The organism is Xenorhabdus thailandensis (assembly GCF_037996785.1).
Lineage (GTDB): Bacteria > Pseudomonadota > Gammaproteobacteria > Enterobacterales > Enterobacteriaceae > Xenorhabdus > Xenorhabdus griffiniae.
The window spans coordinates 1075851-1099297 of the sequence record NZ_JBBMXF010000007.1; the positions used below are offsets into that span (position 1 = coordinate 1075851).

Sequence of the window (23447 nt, forward strand, 5' to 3'; positions counted from 1 at the left end):
ATATTTCGATCTGGGAGTAAAGATGTCTTATCAGACTAACGCAAAGGATGCCCAAAATGAGGTGTCGGAATTATTGCCGCTGGATGCAAATCGTTACCTGCGAATAGGTTGGTTGATTATTGGGCTTGGTATTGTGGGATTTTTTATCTGGTCAGCATTTGCGCCACTCGATAAGGGGGTGGCTTCTTCTGGTACTGTCGTCGTTGATGGTAATCGCAAAACGATACAGTCTCCGCTTAATGGCATTATCAGTCAAATTCAGGTGAAAGAGGGGGAACACGTAAAAGCTGGGCAGGTTTTGGTTCAGCTCAGTCAGGTGCAGGTTAATGCACAAATTGACTCCCTGAAGCAGCAGTTTTATACCACATTGGCAACAGAAGCCCGACTTTTGGCCGAGCAGCAAGGACAGGACGCTATTATTTTTCCGCCGATGTTATTGGATCAGTCGTCGGAGCCACGCATTAACGAGACTCTGGCCTTGCAAAGACAGCTTTTTTTATCACGTCGTGAAATGTTGCGCAGTGATTTGGCGGGAATGCAGCAAGCCGAAGAGGGACTGAATTTTCAAATCAAGGGGTTACGGGAAGCTTTGGTGAGTAAACAGCAGCAGCAAGTTTCGCTTAAGGAACAGGTGACGAATTTGCGTCCCCTGACGGAAGAGGGTTATTTCCCCCGCAACCGTTATCTGGAATTACTGCGTAGCCAAAGTGAATTAAGTGGCAGTATCGCGGAAATGACAGGAAAAGTTGGTCAGCTTGAAAAGCAGCGGCAGGAAACGCAGCAGCGGATTATCCAGCGTCAGGCAGATTATCAACGTGAAGTGCGCAGCCAATTGGCCGATGTACAGGTTCTGGCGAATGAGCTGGGAAATAAGCTGGAAACGGCACAATTTGATCGGTCACATACTTCTATTATTGCGCCAGTGGATGGCTCAGTGGTTGGGTTAACCGTGTTTACCCAAGGTGGCGTCGTGGCGGCGGGTGAGAAATTAATGGAGATCTTGCCAACTCAGCGTGCGCTGGAAGTTGAGGCGCGTTTGATGGTGAACCTGATTGATAAAGTGACCGTGGGGCAAGATGTTGATTTGATGTTTACTGCGTTTAACCAGAACCGGACACCGAAAGTCACGGGCAAGGTGATGGTGGTTTCGGCTGACCGTTTGGTGGATGAGCGGACAAGAGAGCCTTACTATCAGATGCGATTGAAAGTCAGTCCTGAAGGCATGGAGAAACTGGCAGGATTGAATATCAAACCGGGGATGCCGGTTGAGGTATTCGTCAAAACAGGTTCGCGTTCGTTGTTGAGTTATCTGTTCAAACCATTAATGGACAGGGCGTCTACCTCACTGATTGAGGAGTAATAGGGAATGTTGATGTATCACAGTTTTACCAATAGACGGACTTCTTTATCCCCCCTATTTTTCAGGAAATTCTTGCCAGCGTCAGTGTTGCTGATGTCGATATTGATATTTCCCCGTTTCGCCAGCGCGCTTTCCTTAACGGAGGCTTATGCGTTGGCATTGCAGCATGATCCAACGTTTCAGGCTGCGATCAAAGAGCAGGAAGCAGGACAGGAGGAGAAAAATCTTGGGCTGGCGGAACTGTTGCCCAAGTTATCTTTCAGTTACCAGAATGCGCCCAAAAATTGGCAGAGGATGGATTCGAAATCTTTAGACCAACGGGGAAGAAGCATCAAGGAGAGCCGTGAACGACAGTATGACAGCTATAGTGGTGCGATTATTTTGACTCAACCTGTGATCGATTTCGAGGTATGGGCGCGTTATCGAACTCGTCAGGCTTATGCTTTGATGAGTGATAGTCGCTTTCGGGCGGATAGCCAGCAATTGGCGGTCAGGGTAGTGAACAGTTATGTGGCCGTAGCTTATGCGCAGGATCGATTGGCACAGGTTGTGCAACAGCGGGCGGCTTATGAGGAGCAACTGGAACGCAACCAGAAATTGTTTGCTTCCGGTGAAGGCACCCGTACCGATGTAGCGGAAACCCAGGCGCGTTACAGTCAGGTCTTGGCTGATGAATTAGCGGTGCAAGATGAACTGGATGCTGCTATTCGTGGCTTGCAGTTATTAGTTGGTGTACCGTTGCCCGCAGATGTACCGGTTAAGCGTTTATCTAATTCCCCACGGTTTAAAACCATTAAATTGGATTTAGAACACTACGCTGATTGGGAACAACGGGCATTACGTCAGAATCCACAACTGGCTGCTGCCCGCCAGAAAGTAGATGTGGCGTACCATGATATTGAGCGTAACCGGGCGGGATATCTGCCGAAACTGGAACTCTATGCTTCCCATAGTGAAAATAAATCCAGTAGCGATAACAGTATCGACCAAAAATACCGGACGGATTCCATTGGCTTACGACTGTCCATGAATCTCTATAATGGCGGAGGCACTGCGGCAGCGGTGCGCCAATCAGCCGCAAATTATGGCAAGACTAAATTCGAAATGGATGCGCAGACGGGGGAAACCCTGAATGCACTGCGGCGCAACTATAACGCTTGTGTGAATGGTGGAAAACGGATACGCGCCTATGAAACGGCGGTGGAAGCGGCTGCATTACAAGTAAAAGCGACGCAAAAAAGTGTGGCGTTGGGGCAGCGGGTAAATGTCGATATATTGAATGCCGAGCAACAGCTTTATACCGCCCGTCGTGAACTCTCTCAGGCAAAATATGACTATATGAAAGCGTGGATTGGGTTATTAGATGAATCCGGCCAATTACAGGGTGAACATATTCAGTTAATTTCTGATTATTTTGGTTGAGATGATTACAGTGTGATACCCCGTTTTCTTTATCCTCAAGATCTGCATAATAAAAACGGGTATCACGCGTTATACATTGTAGAAAGCGTTATATTTTATCTATTGATAAGCCGCAGTTGCTGCAAATTCCCCTGTAGAGACAAATCCGTTCTTAACGAAGCAATTTGGCGGCAGAGATAAGCCATTTCTTTATGAGACGCTAACTTTTTTCGCCATTTATCCGGCAGGGCATCCAGATTTTGGAATAGATTATCCAGCGAACCCGCTTGTTGCAGCAGTGTGGCGGCCGTTTTGGGGCCAATTCCCTGAATGCCAGGAATTTTACTGCTACTGATACCTGCAAGCCCCCAGTAATCGGGAAGTTGGCCAGGTTCAACGCCAAACTCGTGCAAGACAAAAGGCAGATCCAGCCAACGTTTTTGGAAATAATCACGAATTTGGATATTGGGTGAAAGGAGCTGGCAATAGCCTTTATCCGTTGAAACGATAGTGACATTATGCCCGCTATTGGCGACTTTGGTTGCCAGTGTTGCGGCTAAATCATCCGCTTCATGCCCTTCTGCGTGCCAGCAAGTTACCCCTAGCGCATTGAATGCCTGCTTAATTAAGGGCAATTCTTGCTGCAAGTTGTCCGGCATGGCAGGGCGACCTGCTTTGTAATCAGGGAAAAGATGGTGACGCCAGCTATGGTTGCGGCTATCTTCATCGAATACCGCAACCGCGTGGGTAGGTGATGCGTGGACGATTAACTGCTTTAACGCATGTTCACAGGCAGGAACGCAAGGGCTTCCTTGCACTGCATGGATGCGTCGAATCAGGTTTAAGGCGTCCACAATTAAAAGATGTATCATTTGAGAAAAAGTACCCGTGATTTATTTGATTATCTCATAACAGGGTTCATAAGCAGCGCCTCCGGGAAGTTTCATGCGATCTTGCTCGACAAAATCTTGCAGGAGGTTATCCATGCGATGCATGATATCTGCATCGCCGTGGATCTTGAATACCCCATGTTTCTCTATAGCGTGGATACCCACTTCTTTGACATTACCCGCCACAATACCAGAAAATGCGCGCCGTAGCGCTGAGGCAAGTTTTTCCGCTGGTTGGTTTGGGTATAAATTCAAGTCAGCCATGTTTTCATGGGTTGGTATGAATGGCGATTGTAGATCAGAGCTGATTTTCAGTGACCAGTTGAAGCTATAGGCATCTCCGGTTGCGCGGCGCTTTTCTTTGACTTTCGGCATGGCTTTTTTCATTATACGTGCGACTTCTGAAGGGGCATCGACAATAATGCGATAGTGATGGCGAGCCTGCTCCCCCAGGGTATTAACGATAAATTCATCCAGCACCTGGAAGTAATTGGCGCTCTCTTTGGGGCCAGTCAGAACCAGCGGCAGAACTTGATCTTTGTTTTCAGGATGCATCAGGATAGACAACAAATACAGCAATTCTTCTGCCGTTCCCACTCCGCCAGGGAAGATAATGATGCCATGGGCAATACGGACAAAGGCCTCCAGACGTTTTTCAATATCAGGCATGATAATGAGTTCATTCACCAGCGGATTAGGGGGTTCTGCCGCAATAATTGAAGGTTCTGTGATGCCGATAAAACGACTTTTTTTGTAATTCTGTTGGGCATGTCCCACTGCGGCGCCTTTCATCGGTGCTTCCATTGCACCAGGACCACAACCCGTACAGATATTCAGTTCACGTAATCCAAGCTCATTGCCCACCTTGCGTCCATACAAGTACTCTTTCTCATTAATGGAATGGCCGCCCCAACACACAATCATATTAGGATCTTCTGAGATATGCAGTGCCTTGGCGTTGCGTAGGATGGAGAAAATGGTATTGGTAATGTGCATACCATTTCCCATGTCCAAATGATGTCTTTTTTGTGCATCGGTAATTTGCGCATGGACAAACAAAATATCGCGCAGCACTGCAAAAAGATTGGCTTGTAGGGAACGGATGATTTTACCATCGACAAAGGCTTCTTCGGGGGGATTAATCAGTTTCAGTTTTACGCCACGTTCTCTGCGCAGTACGTTGATATCAAAATTTTGATATTTTGAGAGTAATTCCTTACTGTTATCTGTTTGACTACCTGAATTAAGAACCGCCAGTGAACAATTACGGAAAAGGCGGTATAAATCACTGCTTGCGGTACGCTTGAGCATATCTACTTCAAGCTGAGAGAGTAAATCCATTGATCCTAATGGATTGACATGTGTAATCAAGAATGACTCCTTTTACCCCTTGTGGGGATTCCTCAGTAATGATTTATACCCTATTGGGTATAACTGACTTTATCCACAGTTTAGCTAGCGGTCACTCATCCAAGTTATTTCGATTACTGACGGGCTAACCTTTCTCTTGCAGGAATAAACGCTTCGTTACTGCGCCACGGATTGATATCCAACCCTCCCCGACGGGTATAGCGTGCATAAACGGTGAGTTTTTCAGGTGCACATAATGTCATTAAGTCATTGAAAATACGCTCAACACATTGTTCGTGAAACTCATTGTGATGCCGGAAAGAAACTAAGTAGCGCAATAACTTTTCCTGATCGATTTTTGGGCCTTGATAGCGGATCATAACCGATCCCCAATCGGGTTGGTTGGTGATCAGGCAATTTGATTTTAGCAAATGGCTAACCAGGGTTTCTTCAACGACAGGGCCAGTGGCTGCGTTGTTAAGATAATCGCGACTGAATTGATAATCATCAATTTCAATGTCCTGATTATCGATGCATTTTCCGGCAAATTCGGCAATTGGCTGTTGGCTGAAATCGTGCAGGGGATGCAGAACCACTTCAATATTGCCATTGGCGCAAGCAGATAAATCTTGTTGCAACGTTTTTTGTACCGTTTCCCAATCAGCAAAACGGGTTTGGTTAAAGCTGTTGAGATAAAGTTTAAAGCTTTTTGATTCGATAAGGTTTTCACTGGCCGCATCCAAGCTGACGTGACCGATGGCAACTTGAGGAACGCCACGTGCGTTGAGCCAGGAGAGTTCGTACATTGTCCAGATATCTGCACCATGAAAAGGGAGATTATCAGGAAACAGCCCAAGTGGCTCCCGGTTCATACTGCGGGGAACCGCTTGTAATAAAGTCGGATCGTAGTTATCGCGGTAAGGGGTTGGTTTACCCAATGTGAGTTGGGAAAGTGCATGATTATCTTGATATAAAGACATTAGAATTCCTTAAGGCTGAAAAATTTTATGATCGAGATGCTCTTTACGACAAAGAGCGTCTTGATGACTAAAATCATCTGTAGTGTATCAAGGAATCCAAATGGTTCGTATTTTTTTCCCCCAGAGTTATCGAACTAACATTATTGTTGATGTGATTAGCGTGATGGCTAGGCAAGCTGAATTAAATAGTAGATATATTGCTATATCTACTATTTATTAGGGGGCTATTAACCAGAAAGCAATTAATCGGACAGCAATGTATCCAATAATGGTGATCTAAATAAATGATGTGGATCGTACTTTTGTAATGCTGAAACTGCCGAAGCCCAGTTGTTATCAGCAGGCAAGCCATCAGTTAATGAAGTTGGGATTGTTTTGGTTAATATCTCTTTATCTTCCCATGCAGTTTTAGAACCATAAGCCCAGCCTTTACTCCATTCAACACGAGCAGAGGCATAAGAACCGTCAAATTCGTTGAATAGCCATTGTTCAAGTTGACGAAAAAATTCAATAGCATCGGGGGTTTTTGGAAAAGTCAAAACGTCAATCCAAACAGCCACATCCCATTCTGGATGATCTAAACGGGGACGAATGGCGGATAAACTGGGAACCGTTGCTCCTGTTACCATGACTTCAGCAGGATCATCTAATCCCGTTACCCTCACTTCAAGAGGACTATTGATGGGATATTTTAGTTGTTCTTCATATTGTTGTATGAGCGCCCCCCATTGGGTATAAAATTTGTTCATTACAAGCTGGATGTGAGTACGTTGTGTCAATATCGCATAACCATTTGCTGTAACACGCAATGTGGTTGGCTTGACATATAACAACAGGTTCTTACTCCAACCCCAGATATCTTTTCCCCTATTTTGCAAAGAATCATGGACATGCTGATATTGTATTTGATTCATTAAAGGCGTTATAAGCGGGAATGCAGTAACCGCATCCTCCACGATATCTGATAAAGTTAATGAAATATTGTCGGAAAATGGATAGTTATAAGGCGTTGTTACCTCGATGCTGGTGGCTGGTTTGGTTGGTGCCACACTCCAGACTTTTAGCCACGGCTTCTTGGTAAAGGGAAATAAAATGATTTCAGCCCGACCACTTTGATCCAGAAAATAACTAAACGTCCGTTTTTCTTTCGCGTTTTCTGGCAGGGAAAATAACTCATCTGCAGGGATATCGGTAAAACTTTGACACCGAAGGCGTTGATTTTTACCCGCCTGAAATTGCACTTCTAAAATTAGGGCGCAGCCAATATGCGTGAGTAGCGGTGCACAATCAGGTTCATTGCGTTCAAAACGTTTAACCGTATATTGCTGACTTTCTTTATCCCATACAACAGCAGACAGGGATAATATCGTGTTACTCAGAGAACCAAATGTGTGTCCAGGAAGTGGGATTTCGTCAACAGCTTTAATGGCAGTTCCATGCCCGTTTATTGCGAGAACCGCGCCGAGTGTTAAATCACCAGGAGCAGGTGTGGCAGTAAAGCCCAGGCCCTGTTCTTCCATTTGGGTCATCAACGTTTCCATCAGGATGCCCGTTTGTGCGGTCACTAGGCAAAATTGGGAGCGATGCTCGATATTGACATGGGTGAAATGAGCAGAAAGATCCATTAACATAATATTATCTTTGGGACTTTTTCCTGATCCCAATATGAGTGGAGACCAATTATGTGATTGCCCAATAGGCCTTAATTTATAATTTTCTTTCCATGCCCAATTGGCAACGGAAATGACTTCTTCAACCGTTTTTGGTATGCAGCATGGCATATTATTGGCACTAATTTCTCCAGACCAATTCTTAAAATTAATAGTTTTCCAGGTTACCTCTTTGGGAAAGTTGGATAAGTTAAATTCTATTTCATTAATTATTGGTTTTTGTAAGTCAATATCTTCTTGTTTAATTGGTTCTTTGGATGACATATTCTATTTCCTTATTTTTCAATTTCTAGGAGATGATGTTTGAATATGAATTCAACGGTCAACCTACTTGTTATTAATTTTTTTTTAAAGAAAATTATCATTTTAATAGCTAGTGGCTATTATGTATCAGTGGATGTGAAAATATGTCTGATATTTAATATATTATGGTTTTTATTTTTAGATGGATCTTATTTGTTATAGAATATAAAGCTATGATGAATCCAATAATTGATTGGAATATATTTAAGACTCTTGAAAAGAATTAGGCTATATCAACATTTTTTCATTAAGATGGTAACATCACTTTTATAAGCCTGAAAATAGGGATGATATAATAATATGACCTTTAATGTGACAGAGGCACTCTCTGACTTTACCCGACGTTATGTTGAATTATGGCAAGAGAAAACAGGGTTTCCGCCAGCCAGCAGTGAGTTGTATGGCATACCTTCACCTTGTATCGAGCGTACGGGAGATGGTGTGGTGTATTGGCTTCCACGGTCGTTTTCTGCCCAAGAAAAACTTAGTAAGGTAGAAACTGCACTGGAGATCCGTTTGCAGGATGCTATCCATGATTACTATGTGATGCAGTTTGCGGGTGATATGACAGCCAGTTTTGCCGGGCAAAATTTCAGTTTGATTCAGGTATGGAGTGAAGATGATTTCATTCGCTTGCAGGAAAATCTGATTGGTCATCTTGTGACACAGAAGCGGTTAAAGCTCTCACCTACCGTCTTTATTGGGACGACTGATTCCGATATGGGATTGATTTCTTTGTGTAATTTGACAGGGCAAGTGATTCTTGAACGGTTTGGCAGCCAGGAGCGGAAAGTTTTATCCGCAGATTTGACAAGTTTCCTTTCGGTTATCAATCCTGTTGTGTGCGATTGATTGCAGATATTGATTGGCTTTTTTGTAAGAGATATCTCACATTTTACGTGAGATATCTCTTCTAATCATGACGTGAATATTATTCATTGAAATTATTTTTATTCTATATCAATAACATGTGTAATTTTATCTCAATGTGAATTTTTCATATTGCTTACGATTCTGATTCAGTGGCTTGTTTCAAGAGGCTGGATCGTAGATCCTTTCACTGTTCCGCAAGGAACCATTGTAAAACAATAACCAGGGAATAAATCCATCGGGAAGATGGTGCAAGGATGATTAGGTACAAGCAGGAACGCTAAAAACCATTAGTATAATGATTGAATAAAGGATAACTGACAAGGATGTATTTTGTCAGGGAAATTAGCAGGAAGCACCCCATGTAGCAGGATTGCTATGACAGCCACTCAAGAGGAGAGAGAAAATCTCTCCTCTTAACTCCATTTGTATTACCCTAACTATTTACTTTTAACTATTGCCGCCATTTTTCCTGTCGTAATTTTTCCGCTGAAATCGTATCAATGATACTCTTATGTCCCAATGACACGGTGGCAGTTTTTGTCATCTGAGCAATAGACAAGCATCAGACGAAACATCATGAGTATCGAGAAACAAATTCTACATAAATTGCAATTAATTGAAGCTACCATGAAAACGGTAGGCATATGGCAAAATTATCCGCCTAAGCCAGAAGCCTTTGAAAGTATCGAACCTTTTTCCATTGATACCATGTCAGCAGAAGAGTGGCTCCAGTGGGTATTAATTCCAAGGATGCGCGCCTTGATAGAACAAGAAGCCAGTTTGCCGACGGCATTTACCATCGCCCCGTATTTTGAAGAAGTGTATAAAGAAGAAGTAGAGCGTTTTTTCCCTTTACTTGAACTCTTACGGGCATTGGACAACCTGTTTACACAGGATACCTGATATGCTGGAGATTATTTATCAGGATAAACATATTGTTGCAGTCAATAAGCCTGCCGGATGGTTGGTTCACCGGAGTTGGTTGGCGCGCCATGAAACTGTTTTTGTGATGCAAACATTGCGCGATCAAATTGGACAGCATGTTTTCCCTGTTCATCGTCTGGATCGGCCAACATCGGGTGTTTTATTGATGGCGCTTTCAAGCGAAGTAGCCAGGACACTTGCACAACAATTTGAATTCCATACTCTACAAAAAACATATCACGCAGTTGTGCGGGGTTATGTTGAAGGTGATGATATTATCGACTATGCCCTAATGGAAGAGTTGGATAAAATTGCGGATAAATTTGCTGATACAGATAGAGCAGCACAACCCGCGGTTACTTATTATCGTTCGTTGGCAAAAGTAGAGTGTCCGGTTGAGATAGGGCGTTATCCAACATCTCGTTTCAGTCTGTTGGAGCTGATGCCAAAAACGGGACGTAAGCATCAATTGCGGCGGCATATGGCACATATTCGACACCCGATCATTGGGGATACCACGCACGGCGATTTGCGACAAAATCGAGGAGTTGCTAAATATTATCAGACTGGCAGGTTAATGCTGCATGCCAGCCACCTTCAACTCAAGCATCCCGTGACAGGAGAGAACCTTCTCCTCACTGCGCGTTGGGATCAATCATGGCAATATTTGCTTGAACAATTTGGTTGGCGGGGTATTGTGCCTGATCTGGAATGTTTCACTATTCATGAATGAACGCAGTATCAAACTGATTAAAGGGATCAATATCTATGGCAAAGATTGGTATTTTCGTTGGTACAGTTTATGGCAATGCGTTAGCGGTTGCAGAAGAAGCACAGCAGATACTTGAGCAGCAGGGGCATAAGGTTGTGGTTTTTGAAGATGCAACCTTAGAACAATGGCAAGAGTATTTGCAACACGTTGTCTTAGTGGTGACTTCGACAACAGGACAAGGTGATCTGCCTGATAATATCCAGCCGCTCTATACAGAATTAAATGATAAGTTGGGCTATCAGCCCGATCTGAGTTACGGCGTGATTGCGTTAGGTGACAGCAGTTACGACACTTTCTGTGGTGGTGGCCGTACTTTTGATGAACTGTTACAGGAACAGGGAGCCAAACGAATCGGCGAGGTACTGTTGATTGATGCAATTGAGGTTGTTGAACCTGAAGTCTTTGCTCAGAACTGGATTGAAGAGTGGGGGGCTTTGTTGTAAGGAAATGAACGACTACACCGCTTATACCTTTATTGGGTTCGAGAATTTGGGAAAATAAGCGGTGTATAAGCAAGCTGACATAATTTATTTACGGGTCAACTTTTCTAAATCTGCTTCAATTTCTGCAATCTTATTCGCAACGACATGTTCGAGATGGCGTAAGTCGTCGAGGATTTTGCGTTGCAAATCCACTTCTATTTGATCACGTTTGCAGATCTGATCCAACTCTTCAATGACATAACGTAGGTTGGTGTTGATCTCTTTGACTTCTTTATAACCCTGGCTAGAGTGGGCATCAGAGATGGTCTTTAACTGGCGTGGATACTTAAATTTAACGCTTTTGGCGAAAAATTCGCCTTTGTCCTTGCGGAAATAAATCTTCAGAATGTCGTTATTCGCTTCCTGACGGAGGCTATAGCGATCAATATCTTCAGGATGTGTGATCCCCAAACTTTTCAAGTTATCGTACATAACGCGCCACCTAGTCATCTAAATGAAATGGAAAGGCTAAAAATAGTGGATTTATTATCCATTTCGTAATCGTTAAAAGTCAAATGGTTAATGGGGATTGAGGAAATACTAATCGAAACAGGTTAGTTTTCAGTAGAAAAGTAGAACAACAAGAGGACAATAAAGCAACATGTTTTCTTATTGAACTTAAGATCTAATCAAACTAATATCATGTCAAGAGATATTTATCAATTTGGTAACTATACGCATTAAACTTCAAGTTGCAATTTACAACATGATATGAAATCACACGCATCTTGAAGTTAGATTGGTATATATTGTCTATATTGTCCATTTAGATAAGTAGAGCTGAGAGGAAGACATGCCAAAAAAATTGGTGGATCCTGAAAAGATTAATGCAGTCTTTGCTCATTTGAACGAAGGCTCAGATAATCATGCCCTCTATATTTCATTAATGGGCGGAACAGATATTACAAATCAGATAAGAGGGTTAGTATTTTCTCCTGGCTATCGTATGGTTCGTGTCGACGGCCGATTGGGGGAGTGGATTAGTCAGTCTCATTTTGAGCTAGCCTTAATTAATGATGTCTCTAAAGAAGTTGTTTATTATAACAGGGTAGTTATACAGCCAGATGTTGTATTAAATTGCCGCCCTGTAACACAAATTCTTGTGTGGCGAATTAGGACACCTCAACATCGAGCTGTCCTACGTGACTTAGCCGGTAAGGTATTCTTTGATTATTTAATTGAACGGTATGATGTCATTGTATCAGATATGAACCAGACAACTGACGGTATGGCTTTTTGGCAGGATCGGATGTATGACGCACTAGCATATAATATGCATGTTTATTCTTATGACATGATTTCTGGTGAGTTGCACAAAATTCTGACCCAAAATGATGTTAGCAGTCAAGAAATTTGGTTATGGGGAGATCCTGAGCACTACCAAAATAGATTGGCAATCATTTCTAAAAACGAGTTACCTATTCAATAGAATTGTTTCAGTAAGTTATCTTCTATAGACGAAAAATTGTTTTCTCCGGATCGATAGTGAAGCGGCTATACATTTATATAATATATAGCCGCTCGGTAATTCTGTGAACTTATTAACTTATTTATGAAATAGAAAGTTTATATCGTTAGTCAATATTTCTCAGCAGTTCATTAATACCCACTTTGCCACGGGTTTTGGCATCAACCTTTTTCACAATAACAGCACAATACAGGCTGTAACTGCCATCTTTTGATGGAAGATTACCGGATACAACGACAGAACCCGCTGGTACGCGGCCATAATGGATTTCGCCGGTTTCGCGATCATAGATTTTGGTGCTTTGGCCGATGTAAACACCCATTGAGATCACGGAGCCTTCTTCTACGATAACGCCTTCTACAATCTCAGAACGTGCACCGATAAAGCAGTTGTCTTCAATGATGGTTGGATTGGCCTGTAATGGCTCCAGGACACCGCCAATGCCCACTCCGCCGGATAAGTGAACATTTTTACCGATCTGTGCACAGGAACCGACTGTTGCCCAGGTATCTACCATTGTGCCTTCATCCACGTAAGCACCGAGGTTGACGTAAGATGGCATCAGTACGGTATTGCGTGCAATATAAGCCCCTTGGCGGACAGCTGCAGGAGGTACGACACGGAATCCTTCTTTTTCGAAACGAGCCTGATCATAGTCAGCGAATTTCATCGGCACTTTGTCGAAATAGCGACTTTCAGCACCTTCCATCACCTGATTGTCATTAATGCGGAAGGAAAGCAATACCGCTTTTTTCAGCCATTGATGAGTTACCCACTCGCCGTCGATTTTTTCAGCGACACGCAGTTTGCCACTGTCCAGCATTTGAATAACCTGATTAATGGCATCGCGGGTTGTGCCATCAACGGTAGTTGGGGTGATATTAACGCGATCTTCAAATGCATTTTCGATAGTCGTTTGTAATTGCTGCATAAGTATGCGGTTCCTAATTTCTGTTAAGAGAATCTTGTTATAGTTTATCTCGTGTGTTGAGAGCCTCTGTCAACCTTTCTGATAGTTCATCCCTGATTTTTTTATGTAATGCGTTTTGATCTTTATCCGCTAATACAAAAAAGTCTTCCACACGTTCACCAATAGTCGTAATGCGGGCGCCATGTAAGGAAACACCCAATTCGGCGAAAATATTGCCTACCCGTGCCAGTAATCCAGGCTGATCCAATGCAACTAATTCCATATAAGTACGGCGAGCATTTTTTGTCGGTAAAAAGTTAACTTTGGTTGGGACATTAAAATGGCGTAACTTGGCAGGCAAATTGCGTGCCTTTGGGACTTTAGGATGTGGATCGTTCATGACTTTCAATAAGGCACGGCGGATAGGTTCGTGACGATCAAACGCCAGTGGATGACCATTAGGATCTAAAACAACAAATGTATCCATCGCCATTTCATCACGATTAGTGAAGATTTGAGCATCATGGACACTTAAATTACGTTTGTCCAATTCCCCAACAACAGCCGCAAAAAGCGAAGGCCGGTCCTGGCACCAAATAAAAATTTCTGTACCACCGTGAGAAAAGGCGGTACTGATCAAAACCATGGGTTCCAAAGGGGAGTGATGGATTAAATGGCTAGCATGCCACGCTAATTGGTCGGGAGTATGGCGCAGGAAATAATCTGCATGGCAACGGCTCCAGATATTGTGTAAGCGCTGTTCGTCGATATTTTCCTGGCGTAGAAGGGCTAATGCTTGTAAGCGATTGTGACGGATTCGTTCCCGTAAATCAGGGGTATTTTGAATTCCCTGGCGCAATTGCGTTGCAGTGGCGAAATAGAGTTCACGTATCAGGCTTTGTTTCCAGCTGTTCCAGAGTTTAGCGTTGGTAGCACAAATATCAGCAACGGTCAGGCAGACTAAGTAATTAAGGCGGTTTTGGTTTTTAACCTGGCTGGCAAATTGCTGAATGATTTCTGGATCTTGAATATCCCGACGTTGTGCAGTCACTGACATCAGCAGGTGATCGCGAACCAGCCATTCCACTAATCCAGCTTCGTGGTTTGTCAAACCATGCTGTCGCGCAAATGTGAAGGCATCTTTAGCGCCAAGCTCAGAATGATCGCCATTGCGTCCTTTAGCAATATCATGGAAAAAAGCGGCCAGCCGTAATAGCTCTGGTTGAGGAAGATGTGGGTAAAGTTCAACACACAGAGGGTGGATCACACGGTTATTTTCATCAGCAAAACTTTCCAGTTTTTGCAGTACGCGGATGGTGTGTTCGTCAACGGTATAAGCATGAAAAAGGTCAAATTGCATCTGGCCGACAATATTGCTCCAAAAAGGCATATAAGCCCCTAAGACACTATGAAGGTGCATTGGGAGTAATGCCCCTGTAACTGCATGGGGATGGCGCAGAATATCCATGAAAATTTTTCGTGCTTTAGGATATTCACACAACGGAGCGGTCAGATTTCTACGGGCATAACGCAGCTGGCGCAATGTGGTGGAATAGATCCCCTCAATTTCACGATGTTCAGCCATGTGATAAAACATTCTCAAGATTGAAGTAGGATCACGGCTAAATAGCGTTTCATCAATGAGATCGATAAGGTTTCCCCGCAATTGAAACTCAGTGTTCAGGAAACGTGGTTTTTCATTGGGCTGCAAGGCCAAAATGGCTTCATTAAACAGTTGCAGCAGCATGTTATTTAGCTCACTGACACGGCGAGTCATGCGATAGAAATCTTTCATCATTTGCTCGACCGGCTGATTTCTTTCCCCTTCATAGCCGAGCAGCTGGGCGACACTAAATTGGTGTTCGAACAGCAACCGGTTATCGTAACGGGTAACAACCAAATGGAGCGCAAAACGGATACGCCAGAGAAAATTCTGACACTCGTTCAATTCATTGCGTTCTTCCTGGGTCAGGAAACCAAAATTGACCATTTCATCTAAGGAGGTGGCACCAAAATGGCGATGAGCGACCCAAAGTAATGTGTGAATATCGCGTAGTCCACCTGGGCTGCTTTTGATATCAGGCTCCAGATTGTAACTGGTGCTGTGATAGCGTCGGTGACGTTTTCTTTGTTCAGTAATTTTAGCTGCAAAAAATTGAGTGGATGGCCAGAAATCATCGCTGAAAATATATCTCTGCATGCGCAGAAAGAGAGATAAATCTCCACAAATCAAACGGGATTCAATGAGGTTAGTCGCGATAGTGGGGTCGGAAAGCCCTTTTTGCTGGCATTCTTCGAATGTCCTGACACTGTGGCCGACTTCAAGACGAATATCCCAAAGCAGGGCAATTAACTGCCCAAGGCGAGTTGATTGCGTTTCAGTCAATGGCGATTGGCTCAAAATCAATAGATCAATGTCAGAGAGAGGATGTAATTCGCGGCGACCATAACCACCGACCGCAATCAAGGAAAAGGAATTGATCTGATCAAATCCCTGTTCCTGCCATAATCGTTTTAAAAGTTGATCAATATAGTCACTGCGGGTGTAAATCAGTGCATCCGCTGAGATCCCTGCCTTGAATGCGTGCTCAAGCCAGAGCTGGAATTCATCAATATGCTGTTTAAGCGCGGGGAATTGCAGGTCATCGTAGGAAAACTCCACAGGAGAAAGAGGCGGAACGGGGGCTTGCGTTAAGGAGATATCAACCGGCATATGCAGAAACCTATCGTGAGAAAACTCATGATGATCAGATTACTGAGAAAATAATAGGATGAACAGGGGTTATTGTCCTGTTTTGTCCCCATTCCCTCAGACAGTGTTTTCCAATCAGTTTCTGCTAAAGCGTCGATAATACCTTCCACAATAACCTATACCAATCGTCTTTCAAGATGCGTCTTATATCTCCCCGCTACGCGGGGAGATATAAACAATCACATTGATTTGCAAGCTGCAACTTGAAGTTGGATTGGCATATAAAGATAATTTTCATTAATTCTATATTAATCTATGAGGTAGTGGAATTGGCTTTATTTTAGAACTAATAAGTTCAAAGGGTGGTGAATATTTTATTTCCAATATATTTTTGGTTTTATAATCCATAAATATTTCTTTGTGATTTAGGCCATATTGAAAATCAGCTAATAAATATAAAAATAGACCGTGTCGCCTTTTATAAATAATTATTAACTGATTAATTAATTTAACTATGGCAATAAAAATATTCAACCAAATAAAAGTGGGGCTACTGGGCTGGGCGATGTTTGTCATACACATCGCACAAGCCGATGAGCTTCCCTTTAGTCATCAAGCGCAAGAACCGCGTTTAGAATCCCCGCCAGCGATACTGGACAGTCAGCGTCAACAGCAAAAAATATTGCTGGATGATGCCCAGCAACAACGGGAAGATTTGCGGAAAAAAACGGTTATTCCCGAACAAATAATGGAGAGTGAGCCGACCATTGATACACAGTGCGTCAACATTGACGAAATCCTATTTCAAGGCGCAGAGTCCTTATCTACATCTATACAGTACACAGTGACCCAACCTTATGTGCATCGTTGCGTGACACTGACTGAGCTTAAGCAATTGGTGCGAGCAGTCACTAACGCCTATATCACAGAGGGCTATATCACTTCGCAAGCCTACCTGCCTGAACAAAGTCTCTCTGATGGCAAACTCCACATTACGGTAATAGAAGGCCGGGTTGATGCCATTGAAATTGACGGAAAACCGCCCCGTATGGCAAAGATGCTGTTTCCGGGGATAGTGGGAAAGATCCTAAATTTGCGCGATATTGAACAGGGACTGGAGCACCTTAATCGTCTGGCTTCGTCCCGTTTCACCATTGAGATCAAACCAGGTACACAACCCGGGTACTCTACAGTGCATATTCGGCAGCAAGCCCGTCGCTTTCCGGGCAGGGGATTGATCAGCGTCGATAACAGCGGTCAAAAAGGGATAGGCGAATATCAGGCAAGTGCCGGATTGGTATTGGATGCCCCTTTGGGATTGGGTGAACAGTGGTCGTTCTCCTGGCTACAGGATACGGATTTTAGGCCGGCGGGACATAGCCGTAGTCTGGCGCTGTCAATGAGTGTTCCTTATGGCTATTGGACCGCACGTTACCACTATTTTTACCATACCTCGCGGCAAGAACTGGCGATCATGGGAAAAAATTATCCCTATGACAGTGAAAACCAGACACACCAGCTTGATATCACCCGCACACTTTATCGGGATGGAAAGCAAAAATTAGGTTTACAAGCCGGTGGGCGCTATAAGGCGGTGAAAAATGCGATTGCCGATCAAAAACTCTTTTTAAGCAGTCCGGTGATAAAAACAGCCTATATCGGCGCCCAGTACAGTACCCTATTGGGAGGCGGTTATTTTACCTTCAGACCCGCCTTTGAGTATGGAAACGCGGTCACATCTCCTCCTCTCGCAACCCGAAATACTTTCCGTAAATTCAACTTAAGCAGCAGTTATTATTACCCTTTCTCCCCCAATACCGCGTATTTAACCTCATTTTATGGGCAATTGACTCCCGATGATTTGCCCTCCCCTGAACGGCTGTCTCTGGGGGGATTGTACTCGATACGGGGATATAAAACCCAATACCTGAGTGGTAACCAGGGGGTCTACTGGAGACAGGAGGTCACCCATCAACTTGACGTCGGTCAGATTGGTGTACTGACGTTTATGGGGGCATTGGATTATGGCCATCGGGTTGGACAGTCTCGCTATGGCGTGGCAAAGGCCCATTTATTAGGCAGTGCCCTTGGTGTCACGCTGACACAACAGGTGATGTCATCCCAGCTCATGATTGGTAAGCCACTGTATTACCCGCACACGCTAAAGCCTGATGCGTGGTCGTTTTATGCCAGCGTTTCACTCGAATTTTAAGTTAACCCTGATAAGAAAAGGTAACCCATGATGTCTCAACAAAACTCATCAAAAATGAAGTGCCTGATTTATCTGATTACTTATCTGACAGCGGTGTATCCACTGCATCCCGCGATAGGGCAAACCAATCCTGACGCTCGCAGGCTACAGGAAGGGGATGTTGAGAAGTACTATTACGAGGATCCGGTAACCGGCAGCCAAATGTATTCTCATGTTATGAATATCCCCAAACCGAATACGGCAGGTGTGAGCCATATTTATTACGGCAATTTTGGGGTGCCTGGGGGCATGGGAGTGATATTAAATAACGCGAACACGGACACACAAACCGAACTGGCCGGGAGAATTCGGGCAAATCCGAACCTGATTAACGGTAAAGGCGCAGACCTGATTATTAATGAGGTGATGGGTTCCGACCCTTCTAAGCTGGCAGGCCCTTTGGAAGTGGCGGGGCAAAAAGCCCGGGTTGTCATTGCTAACTGGAATGGTATTACCTGTGATGGTTGTCGTTTTATCAATACTGCCGGGGTGACATTAACGACCGGGGAGCCGATGGTTGATAAAAATGGGGCACTGGCAGCCATCGGCGTGAGAGAAGGACACATTACTATTGGCGGGCGTGGATTGGATGCACAGTCAGCAGATTATGTTGATATTATCAGCCGTGCGACGACCCTTAACGGTGTAATAAAAGCCAAAAACTTGTCGTTGGTACAAGGGGCTAACCTGTTTGACTTTGAACATGGAAATTTTCCCGTTAAAGGCACAGGAACAGTCCCCAAACTTGCCATTGATACACGGGCGATGGGAGGCATGTATGCGAATAAAATCAGCCTGGTGGGAACGGAAACCGGCGTTGGCGTTAATCTCGCCAATTTGACCACTCAGCAAGATGGTATCCGTTTGACGGTGGATGGCAAAATCACCCTTGGGAATGTCAACGCCAAAACCGATATTAATGTGAGTAGTAAAGACATTGAAATAGCGAAAGGCAGTCAGGTCAAGGCCGGGAAAGATATCACATTGGCTGCCAATACCCTGAACAATGTGGGTAAGGTGATCTCAGGCGGTGATATGCGTTTATTTGTTGATCGTTTTGATAATCAGGCAGAAGAGGCCACTCTGATTCAGGCCAATCGCAACCTGTGGCTGCAAAAAGACTGGGTGGGCAATCCAGCGAGTTGGGTCCGCAACAATAAAGGGACACTGCAAACCCAATATGGCGATATCGTCATGCGCACAAAAGAATTCAGTAATATTGAGGGTGGCCTTCTCGCTTCAGGGGCGAATGCTTATATCAATGCCTCAAATCTCACCAACAAAAACACCAGTCAGTTAAGTGCACGTAATAATCTTATTCTAACGGGTAACAACTTTTTCACGGGTAACCATCGTGACTGGACGGAATACAAACAACTCACCTCACTCCAGGGCCATAATATTGTTGCCGATTTTAAAAACAGGTTCGATTTGTTATCGGGCATGACATCAATCATCGGGAGAAATATCCTGCTTCATGCCGGTGAAATAACAGGTCCCGGTTACCTTAAAGTGAAAGCGGACAATGAACTGTCAGTCATCGCTGACCGTAACATGGCTATTTCCCAGGGAATGATGCATGCGGATAATAATCTGGTATTGGTTGCCGGCGATAATATCAAGATGGACTCCTCAACACTGACAGGGAAGAACGATGTTGAACTTGTTGCGCGCGCTGGAAACATCACGGTGAAAAATGGTGTGACCGTGGCTGATAACAATTTACAGATATCAGCGGGTCACAATATCGAGGTCATTGGGCTTCGGTCAAATCAGGCAAATAATATTACGTTAAATGCGGGAATAGCCATTGAGGCACAAGACACCAAATGGGAAGCAAAGAACGATCTGACATTAATTACCGGTCAATACCTCAACACTAAAAACGTGGTATTGAAAGGGAACAATGTTGAATATGTCGTGCATGAAGGCGATATTACAATAGGCAACGGTGATGGCTCCTCCATTTCAGCCACTAACAATTTACGGGTGTCGGCGGGTAAAGATTTGTACTTCTACACGGCAACTCAGCCCAATGCGTCCTATGACCTGACATTAAGCGCCGGCCATAACTTGGATGTTAGCCCCACACTTCAGAATTGGAATGTGGGTCCATTGAGGACGACGGGCAGTATTAATTTGTTTGCGGGCAATGATATTAAGTTACTCAGAAGAGAGATCGACGCCGGACAACACATCACATTGGGCGCAGGGCGTGATATTGATATGCATGCACATGATGCCGAAGATGTGCCTTTAAATGAAGCCAGCGCCAGAATTTTGGCGGGTAGCGCCCGTATTACTGCCGGCGATCACCTGAAACTAAGTGCAAGCCGGGATATCGTTGGCCGGTTTGCTACATTAACCTCGAGCAGAGGGGATATCTCCGTTAATGCGGGGCAAGACATGGTCTTCCTGGCACAAAAATATTCGCCTGACCACACTGCAGATTATAAATCCTACGCTGCTGGCATTAGCACCCTTAATGCAGCCCAGAATCTTACCCTCTCTGCGGCAGGGAATTTATTAACCTATGGCTCAAGCCTGACATCCGGTCGTGATATGACGCTCTCCACGGGCGGAAATATCCGCTTCGAGTCGGTACAGGAACATATCGAAGACGGCAACAGTGAACGCTTCACACAACGTGTTAGCCAGCTTAAGAGTGGCGGTACATTAACGATGCATGCCCAGGGCAGTATTTTATTTCAGGCAACCGCGTTGATGGCTAAAGGGGCCATGGATATTGCTGCCAAAGGGGGCGTTCTCTATGCGCAAGCGATGGAAGAGTCATATAAATGGGAAGATAATGAAAGGAAATGTGGCGGTTTTTTCATCTTCAGGAGCTGTAAGGAAGCAACCCGGATAAAACATAACTCAACGAGCAAACCGGCTGAGTTTATTGCGGGGGGTGATATTACCCTGATGGCAAAAGACGATGTGACATTGGAAGCGAGCCGGATCGACACCAACGAAAACGCGAAAATTACCAGCCAAACAGGAAAAGTAAACTTCAGGGCGATGCCAAATACTGCGTTTGAACGAACTGTCTCCGTGTCAGAAGGTTTTTTTGTTACACACCGTGATAAAGGCAGTAGTGAGAAGGTATGGTCCATACCGTCAGTGCGTGTTGGCGGGACATTGACGGTGGAGTCAGGGCAAGGTGTCAGTGCGGATGTAAAAGCCAAAGAGGGGCAGTTACTTGAAGACGCGTTGGTGAGACTCGGCAATACCCCGGGGACGGAATGGCTGAAAGATCTGCGCAATCGTCATGACGTTCAGTGGAGTTTGGTTAAGGATGCTTACAGTAGTTGGGACAAGAAAAGCCAGAGCCTGAATCCGGTTGTGGGGGCTGTGATTGCGATTGCCGTTGCGGCGGTAACCGCAGGCTCTGGTATGGCTGCCTGGGCGGGAGAAGCTGCGGTGGGAGCGACCGGGGCAACAGGTGTTACGGCGAGTGCAGTTTATGGGGCGGCTTATAGTGGCATGATAGGGTTGACTTCGCAGGCAGCGGTTGCCTTAGTTGAAAACCAAGGCAATCTCTCCAGGACACTGACCGCTCTGGCAAAGCGTGATTCCGTAAAATCTCTCGTAACAAAAATGGCAATGGGGGGGACATTGGCTGGCCTGGATCACTCAATGGGATGGGGAAACATCGCAGGAGAGACCGGGGTTGTTGATCCTGCCAAAGCCCAGCTTCCTTTGGTGAATAGCGACTGGATTAAGGTAGCCCAGCGTGTTGCCGCGCATTCCGTCGTGGGTTCAACGCTGGGGACGGCCATCAATGGCGGCAGTTTTACGGACAATTTGAAGACGGCATTTTTGAGCAATATTGGGGATCAAATTCAGGCGCAAGGGGCCAAACTGGTTGGTGATAACGGGGAAATTTTAGGGCATGCGGGCAAGACGCTCAGTCATGCTGTTGTCTCAGGGATCAGTGCGGAAATTGCAGGCGGGGATGCTAAAGGGGCTGTCGTCGGTGCTTTGGCGGCTGAATTTGCTGCAATCACAATGGAAAACAGGTTATTTGAACCTGCATATAAAAATGAACCAATACGCCAGCTTTATAAAATTCAGGATGCACTGAGGGGAAATGAAGCCAAGGCTCAATTAGCTAAGTTTATTGGCGCATTGTCGGGGGCATTAATCAGTCATACCCCAGAAGGGGCTTATCAGGCAGCGAGTACCGCAGAACTGGTTTATCGTAATAACTGGACTGAGCATATGTGGTCTTGGCTGGCGCTTGAAAACCAAAAAGACATGCTAGCGGCAGCGAAAGGGGATAAAGCCGCCGCTGAACGTGTTGCTGCCCGGCGAGATGCAGCGATTGCTGTGACAATCACGGCAGCAGGTGGCTATACTACTGCTATTGGTGGACATATATTAGTCGCCGGCTCTGCAAGATTGCTCGCTGCGGGGCGTGTCGCTCTTCAAAGCTGTAAGGCCAATCCTTTGTTATGCCTGAACCAGGCATCAATTGCAGCTCTTGATGCAGCAGCACCCGAAGCTGCTATAGGTACGGGTGTTTTGACAAGTAGCTCCATCTTGGTTCTGGGCAAAAGCAAAGAGAGCACGCGTGCACTGGCAAAAGCCCTGAATGAATCAGGAGAAACTTTCTCAAAGACGGGTAAATTAGAAGGGAAATCGGTCTCCCAGATCGTTCAGGCTGAAATTAAGAATGATGCGCTGTCAAAACCGACTCTTGATGCCCTGGAATCAATCAAGAGAACACACAAAGAAAACGTGTTTAAAATTTTTGACAGGAACAATACTGAAAGTGAGTTGACGGTCTTTGGACAGAGATTTAAACAAGTGTATGGTGATGGGGGAAGCAACGCAGCAGGTACTGTTAAAGTGTTTGAAACTCAGAAATTGACTGAACAGAATATCCGCGCTTATGCTGAAAGTTTAACAGGTGGTGTACCTCTTACGCAAGTTCCTAATAAAACTGGTGTTTATTTTGCTAAGCTTGCTGATGGCAGCACCATAAACTTGCGTGCAGTTTCAGCCAGTGCAGATAAAACCAAGGCACGCTGGACAGTTGAAATTATACGCGATAAACAATTTCAAGTTAGTGATGATGCTAAAAGAAACGTGGAAATAAAGTTTAGGTAAGGGGGA

Annotated in this window: 16 protein-coding genes; 9 read left to right on the forward strand and 7 right to left on the reverse strand. The window is 44.7% G+C overall.

Translation table 11 applies throughout. The features are described 5' to 3' along the window. Window positions 1–22 precede the first annotated feature (22 nt). Both AAC853_RS07455 and AAC853_RS07460 read left to right on the forward strand, forming a co-directional pair. A complete protein-coding gene (locus AAC853_RS07455) occupies window positions 23–1360 on the forward strand; it encodes an HlyD family type I secretion periplasmic adaptor subunit (protein WP_340614117.1) in 1338 nt (445 codons plus the stop codon). Window positions 1361–1453: 93 nt separating this feature from the next. Further along, the gene (locus AAC853_RS07460) at window positions 1454–2782 is read left to right on the forward strand and encodes a TolC family outer membrane protein (RefSeq protein WP_340614178.1); all 1329 of its coding nucleotides are present in this window, start codon (window positions 1454–1456) and stop codon (window positions 2780–2782) included. 95 nt (window positions 2783–2877) lie between these two features. Here the strand turns inward: AAC853_RS07460 and xni are convergent, their stop codons facing one another. The 4 genes from xni to AAC853_RS07480 all read right to left on the reverse strand — a co-directional run bounded on the left by xni (window position 2878) and on the right by AAC853_RS07480 (window position 7915). Beyond that, the gene (xni, locus tag AAC853_RS07465) at window positions 2878–3633 is read right to left on the reverse strand and encodes a flap endonuclease Xni (protein WP_340614118.1); all 756 of its coding nucleotides are present in this window, start codon (window positions 3631–3633) and stop codon (window positions 2878–2880) included. Between the two features lie 21 nt (window positions 3634–3654). Continuing rightward, entirely contained in the window at window positions 3655–5022 is a 1368-nt protein-coding gene (gene ppnN / locus AAC853_RS07470) for a nucleotide 5'-monophosphate nucleosidase PpnN (RefSeq protein WP_338884427.1), read from the reverse strand. 113 nt (window positions 5023–5135) lie between these two features. Further along, a complete protein-coding gene (queF, locus tag AAC853_RS07475) occupies window positions 5136–5981 on the reverse strand; it encodes an NADPH-dependent 7-cyano-7-deazaguanine reductase QueF (RefSeq protein ID WP_340614119.1) in 846 nt (281 codons plus the stop codon). Window positions 5982–6223: 242 nt separating this feature from the next. After that, window positions 6224–7915, reverse strand: coding sequence for a cholesterol oxidase substrate-binding domain-containing protein (locus AAC853_RS07480; protein ID WP_340614120.1), 1692 nt, complete (start codon window positions 7913–7915; stop codon window positions 6224–6226). Window positions 7916–8254: 339 nt separating this feature from the next. Between AAC853_RS07480 and syd the strand changes: the two genes are divergently transcribed. From syd to AAC853_RS07500, 4 genes are all read left to right on the forward strand, one after another. After that, window positions 8255–8806, forward strand: coding sequence for a SecY-interacting protein (syd, locus tag AAC853_RS07485; RefSeq protein ID WP_340614121.1), 552 nt, complete (start codon window positions 8255–8257; stop codon window positions 8804–8806). Window positions 8807–9403: 597 nt separating this feature from the next. Then, window positions 9404–9730: a YqcC family protein gene (locus AAC853_RS07490; RefSeq protein ID WP_340614122.1), complete on the forward strand. Its 327-nt coding sequence runs from the start codon at window positions 9404–9406 to the stop codon at window positions 9728–9730. A gap of 1 nt (window position 9731) precedes the next feature. After that, window positions 9732–10484 carry a tRNA pseudouridine(65) synthase TruC gene (truC, locus tag AAC853_RS07495; RefSeq protein ID WP_340614123.1) on the forward strand — a complete coding sequence of 251 codons (753 nt, stop codon included), beginning with the start codon at window positions 9732–9734 and terminating at the stop codon, window positions 10482–10484. 35 nt (window positions 10485–10519) lie between these two features. Further along, a complete protein-coding gene (locus AAC853_RS07500) occupies window positions 10520–10966 on the forward strand; it encodes a flavodoxin (RefSeq protein ID WP_338884440.1) in 447 nt (148 codons plus the stop codon). An 84-nt stretch (window positions 10967–11050) separates the two neighbouring features. Here AAC853_RS07500 and AAC853_RS07505 read toward each other — a convergent pair whose 3' ends face one another. Continuing rightward, the gene (locus AAC853_RS07505) at window positions 11051–11437 is read right to left on the reverse strand and encodes a DUF3461 family protein (RefSeq protein ID WP_340614124.1); all 387 of its coding nucleotides are present in this window, start codon (window positions 11435–11437) and stop codon (window positions 11051–11053) included. Between the two features lie 361 nt (window positions 11438–11798). Between AAC853_RS07505 and AAC853_RS07510 the strand changes: the two genes are divergently transcribed. Next, window positions 11799–12434, forward strand: coding sequence for a hypothetical protein (locus AAC853_RS07510; protein ID WP_340614125.1), 636 nt, complete (start codon window positions 11799–11801; stop codon window positions 12432–12434). Between the two features lie 145 nt (window positions 12435–12579). Here the strand turns inward: AAC853_RS07510 and dapD are convergent, their stop codons facing one another. Both dapD and glnD read right to left on the reverse strand, forming a co-directional pair. Beyond that, on the reverse strand, window positions 12580–13404 hold the full coding sequence (dapD, locus tag AAC853_RS07515; protein ID WP_338884444.1) for a 2,3,4,5-tetrahydropyridine-2,6-dicarboxylate N-succinyltransferase: 825 nt from the start codon (window positions 13402–13404) through the stop codon (window positions 12580–12582). A 37-nt stretch (window positions 13405–13441) separates the two neighbouring features. Continuing rightward, the gene (gene glnD / locus AAC853_RS07520) at window positions 13442–16096 is read right to left on the reverse strand and encodes a bifunctional uridylyltransferase/uridylyl-removing protein GlnD (protein WP_340614126.1); all 2655 of its coding nucleotides are present in this window, start codon (window positions 16094–16096) and stop codon (window positions 13442–13444) included. A gap of 493 nt (window positions 16097–16589) precedes the next feature. Between glnD and AAC853_RS07525 the strand changes: the two genes are divergently transcribed. Both AAC853_RS07525 and AAC853_RS07530 read left to right on the forward strand, forming a co-directional pair. Then, window positions 16590–18287 (forward strand): ShlB/FhaC/HecB family hemolysin secretion/activation protein, encoded by a 1698-nt coding sequence (locus tag AAC853_RS07525; protein WP_340614127.1) that lies wholly within the window; start codon window positions 16590–16592, stop codon window positions 18285–18287. 30 nt (window positions 18288–18317) lie between these two features. Beyond that, the gene (locus AAC853_RS07530; RefSeq protein WP_340614128.1) at window positions 18318–23441 is read left to right on the forward strand and encodes a DUF637 domain-containing protein; all 5124 of its coding nucleotides are present in this window, start codon (window positions 18318–18320) and stop codon (window positions 23439–23441) included. The last annotated feature ends 6 nt before the right edge of the window (window positions 23442–23447 follow it).

Bases quoted from the DNA above. Each gene is read 5' to 3' on its own strand.
- AAC853_RS07455 (WP_340614117.1), top strand. From the start codon at position 23: ATGTCTTATCAGACTAACGCAAAGGATGCCCAAAATGAGGTGTCGGAA.
- AAC853_RS07460 (WP_340614178.1), top strand. From the start codon at position 1,454: ATGTCGATATTGATATTTCCCCGTTTCGCCAGCGCGCTTTCCTTAACG.
- xni (WP_340614118.1), bottom strand. From the start codon at position 3,633: ATGATACATCTTTTAATTGTGGACGCCTTAAACCTGATTCGACGCATC.
- queF (WP_340614119.1), bottom strand. From the start codon at position 5,981: ATGTCTTTATATCAAGATAATCATGCACTTTCCCAACTCACATTGGGT.
- AAC853_RS07480 (WP_340614120.1), bottom strand. From the start codon at position 7,915: ATGTCATCCAAAGAACCAATTAAACAAGAAGATATTGACTTACAAAAA.
- syd (WP_340614121.1), top strand. From the start codon at position 8,255: ATGACCTTTAATGTGACAGAGGCACTCTCTGACTTTACCCGACGTTAT.
- AAC853_RS07490 (WP_340614122.1), top strand. From the start codon at position 9,404: ATGAGTATCGAGAAACAAATTCTACATAAATTGCAATTAATTGAAGCT.
- truC (WP_340614123.1), top strand. From the start codon at position 9,732: ATGCTGGAGATTATTTATCAGGATAAACATATTGTTGCAGTCAATAAG.
- AAC853_RS07500 (WP_338884440.1), top strand. From the start codon at position 10,520: ATGGCAAAGATTGGTATTTTCGTTGGTACAGTTTATGGCAATGCGTTA.
- AAC853_RS07505 (WP_340614124.1), bottom strand. From the start codon at position 11,437: ATGTACGATAACTTGAAAAGTTTGGGGATCACACATCCTGAAGATATT.
- AAC853_RS07510 (WP_340614125.1), top strand. From the start codon at position 11,799: ATGCCAAAAAAATTGGTGGATCCTGAAAAGATTAATGCAGTCTTTGCT.
- dapD (WP_338884444.1), bottom strand. From the start codon at position 13,404: ATGCAGCAATTACAAACGACTATCGAAAATGCATTTGAAGATCGCGTT.
- glnD (WP_340614126.1), bottom strand. From the start codon at position 16,096: ATGCCGGTTGATATCTCCTTAACGCAAGCCCCCGTTCCGCCTCTTTCT.
- AAC853_RS07525 (WP_340614127.1), top strand. From the start codon at position 16,590: ATGGCAATAAAAATATTCAACCAAATAAAAGTGGGGCTACTGGGCTGG.
- AAC853_RS07530 (WP_340614128.1), top strand. From the start codon at position 18,318: ATGTCTCAACAAAACTCATCAAAAATGAAGTGCCTGATTTATCTGATT.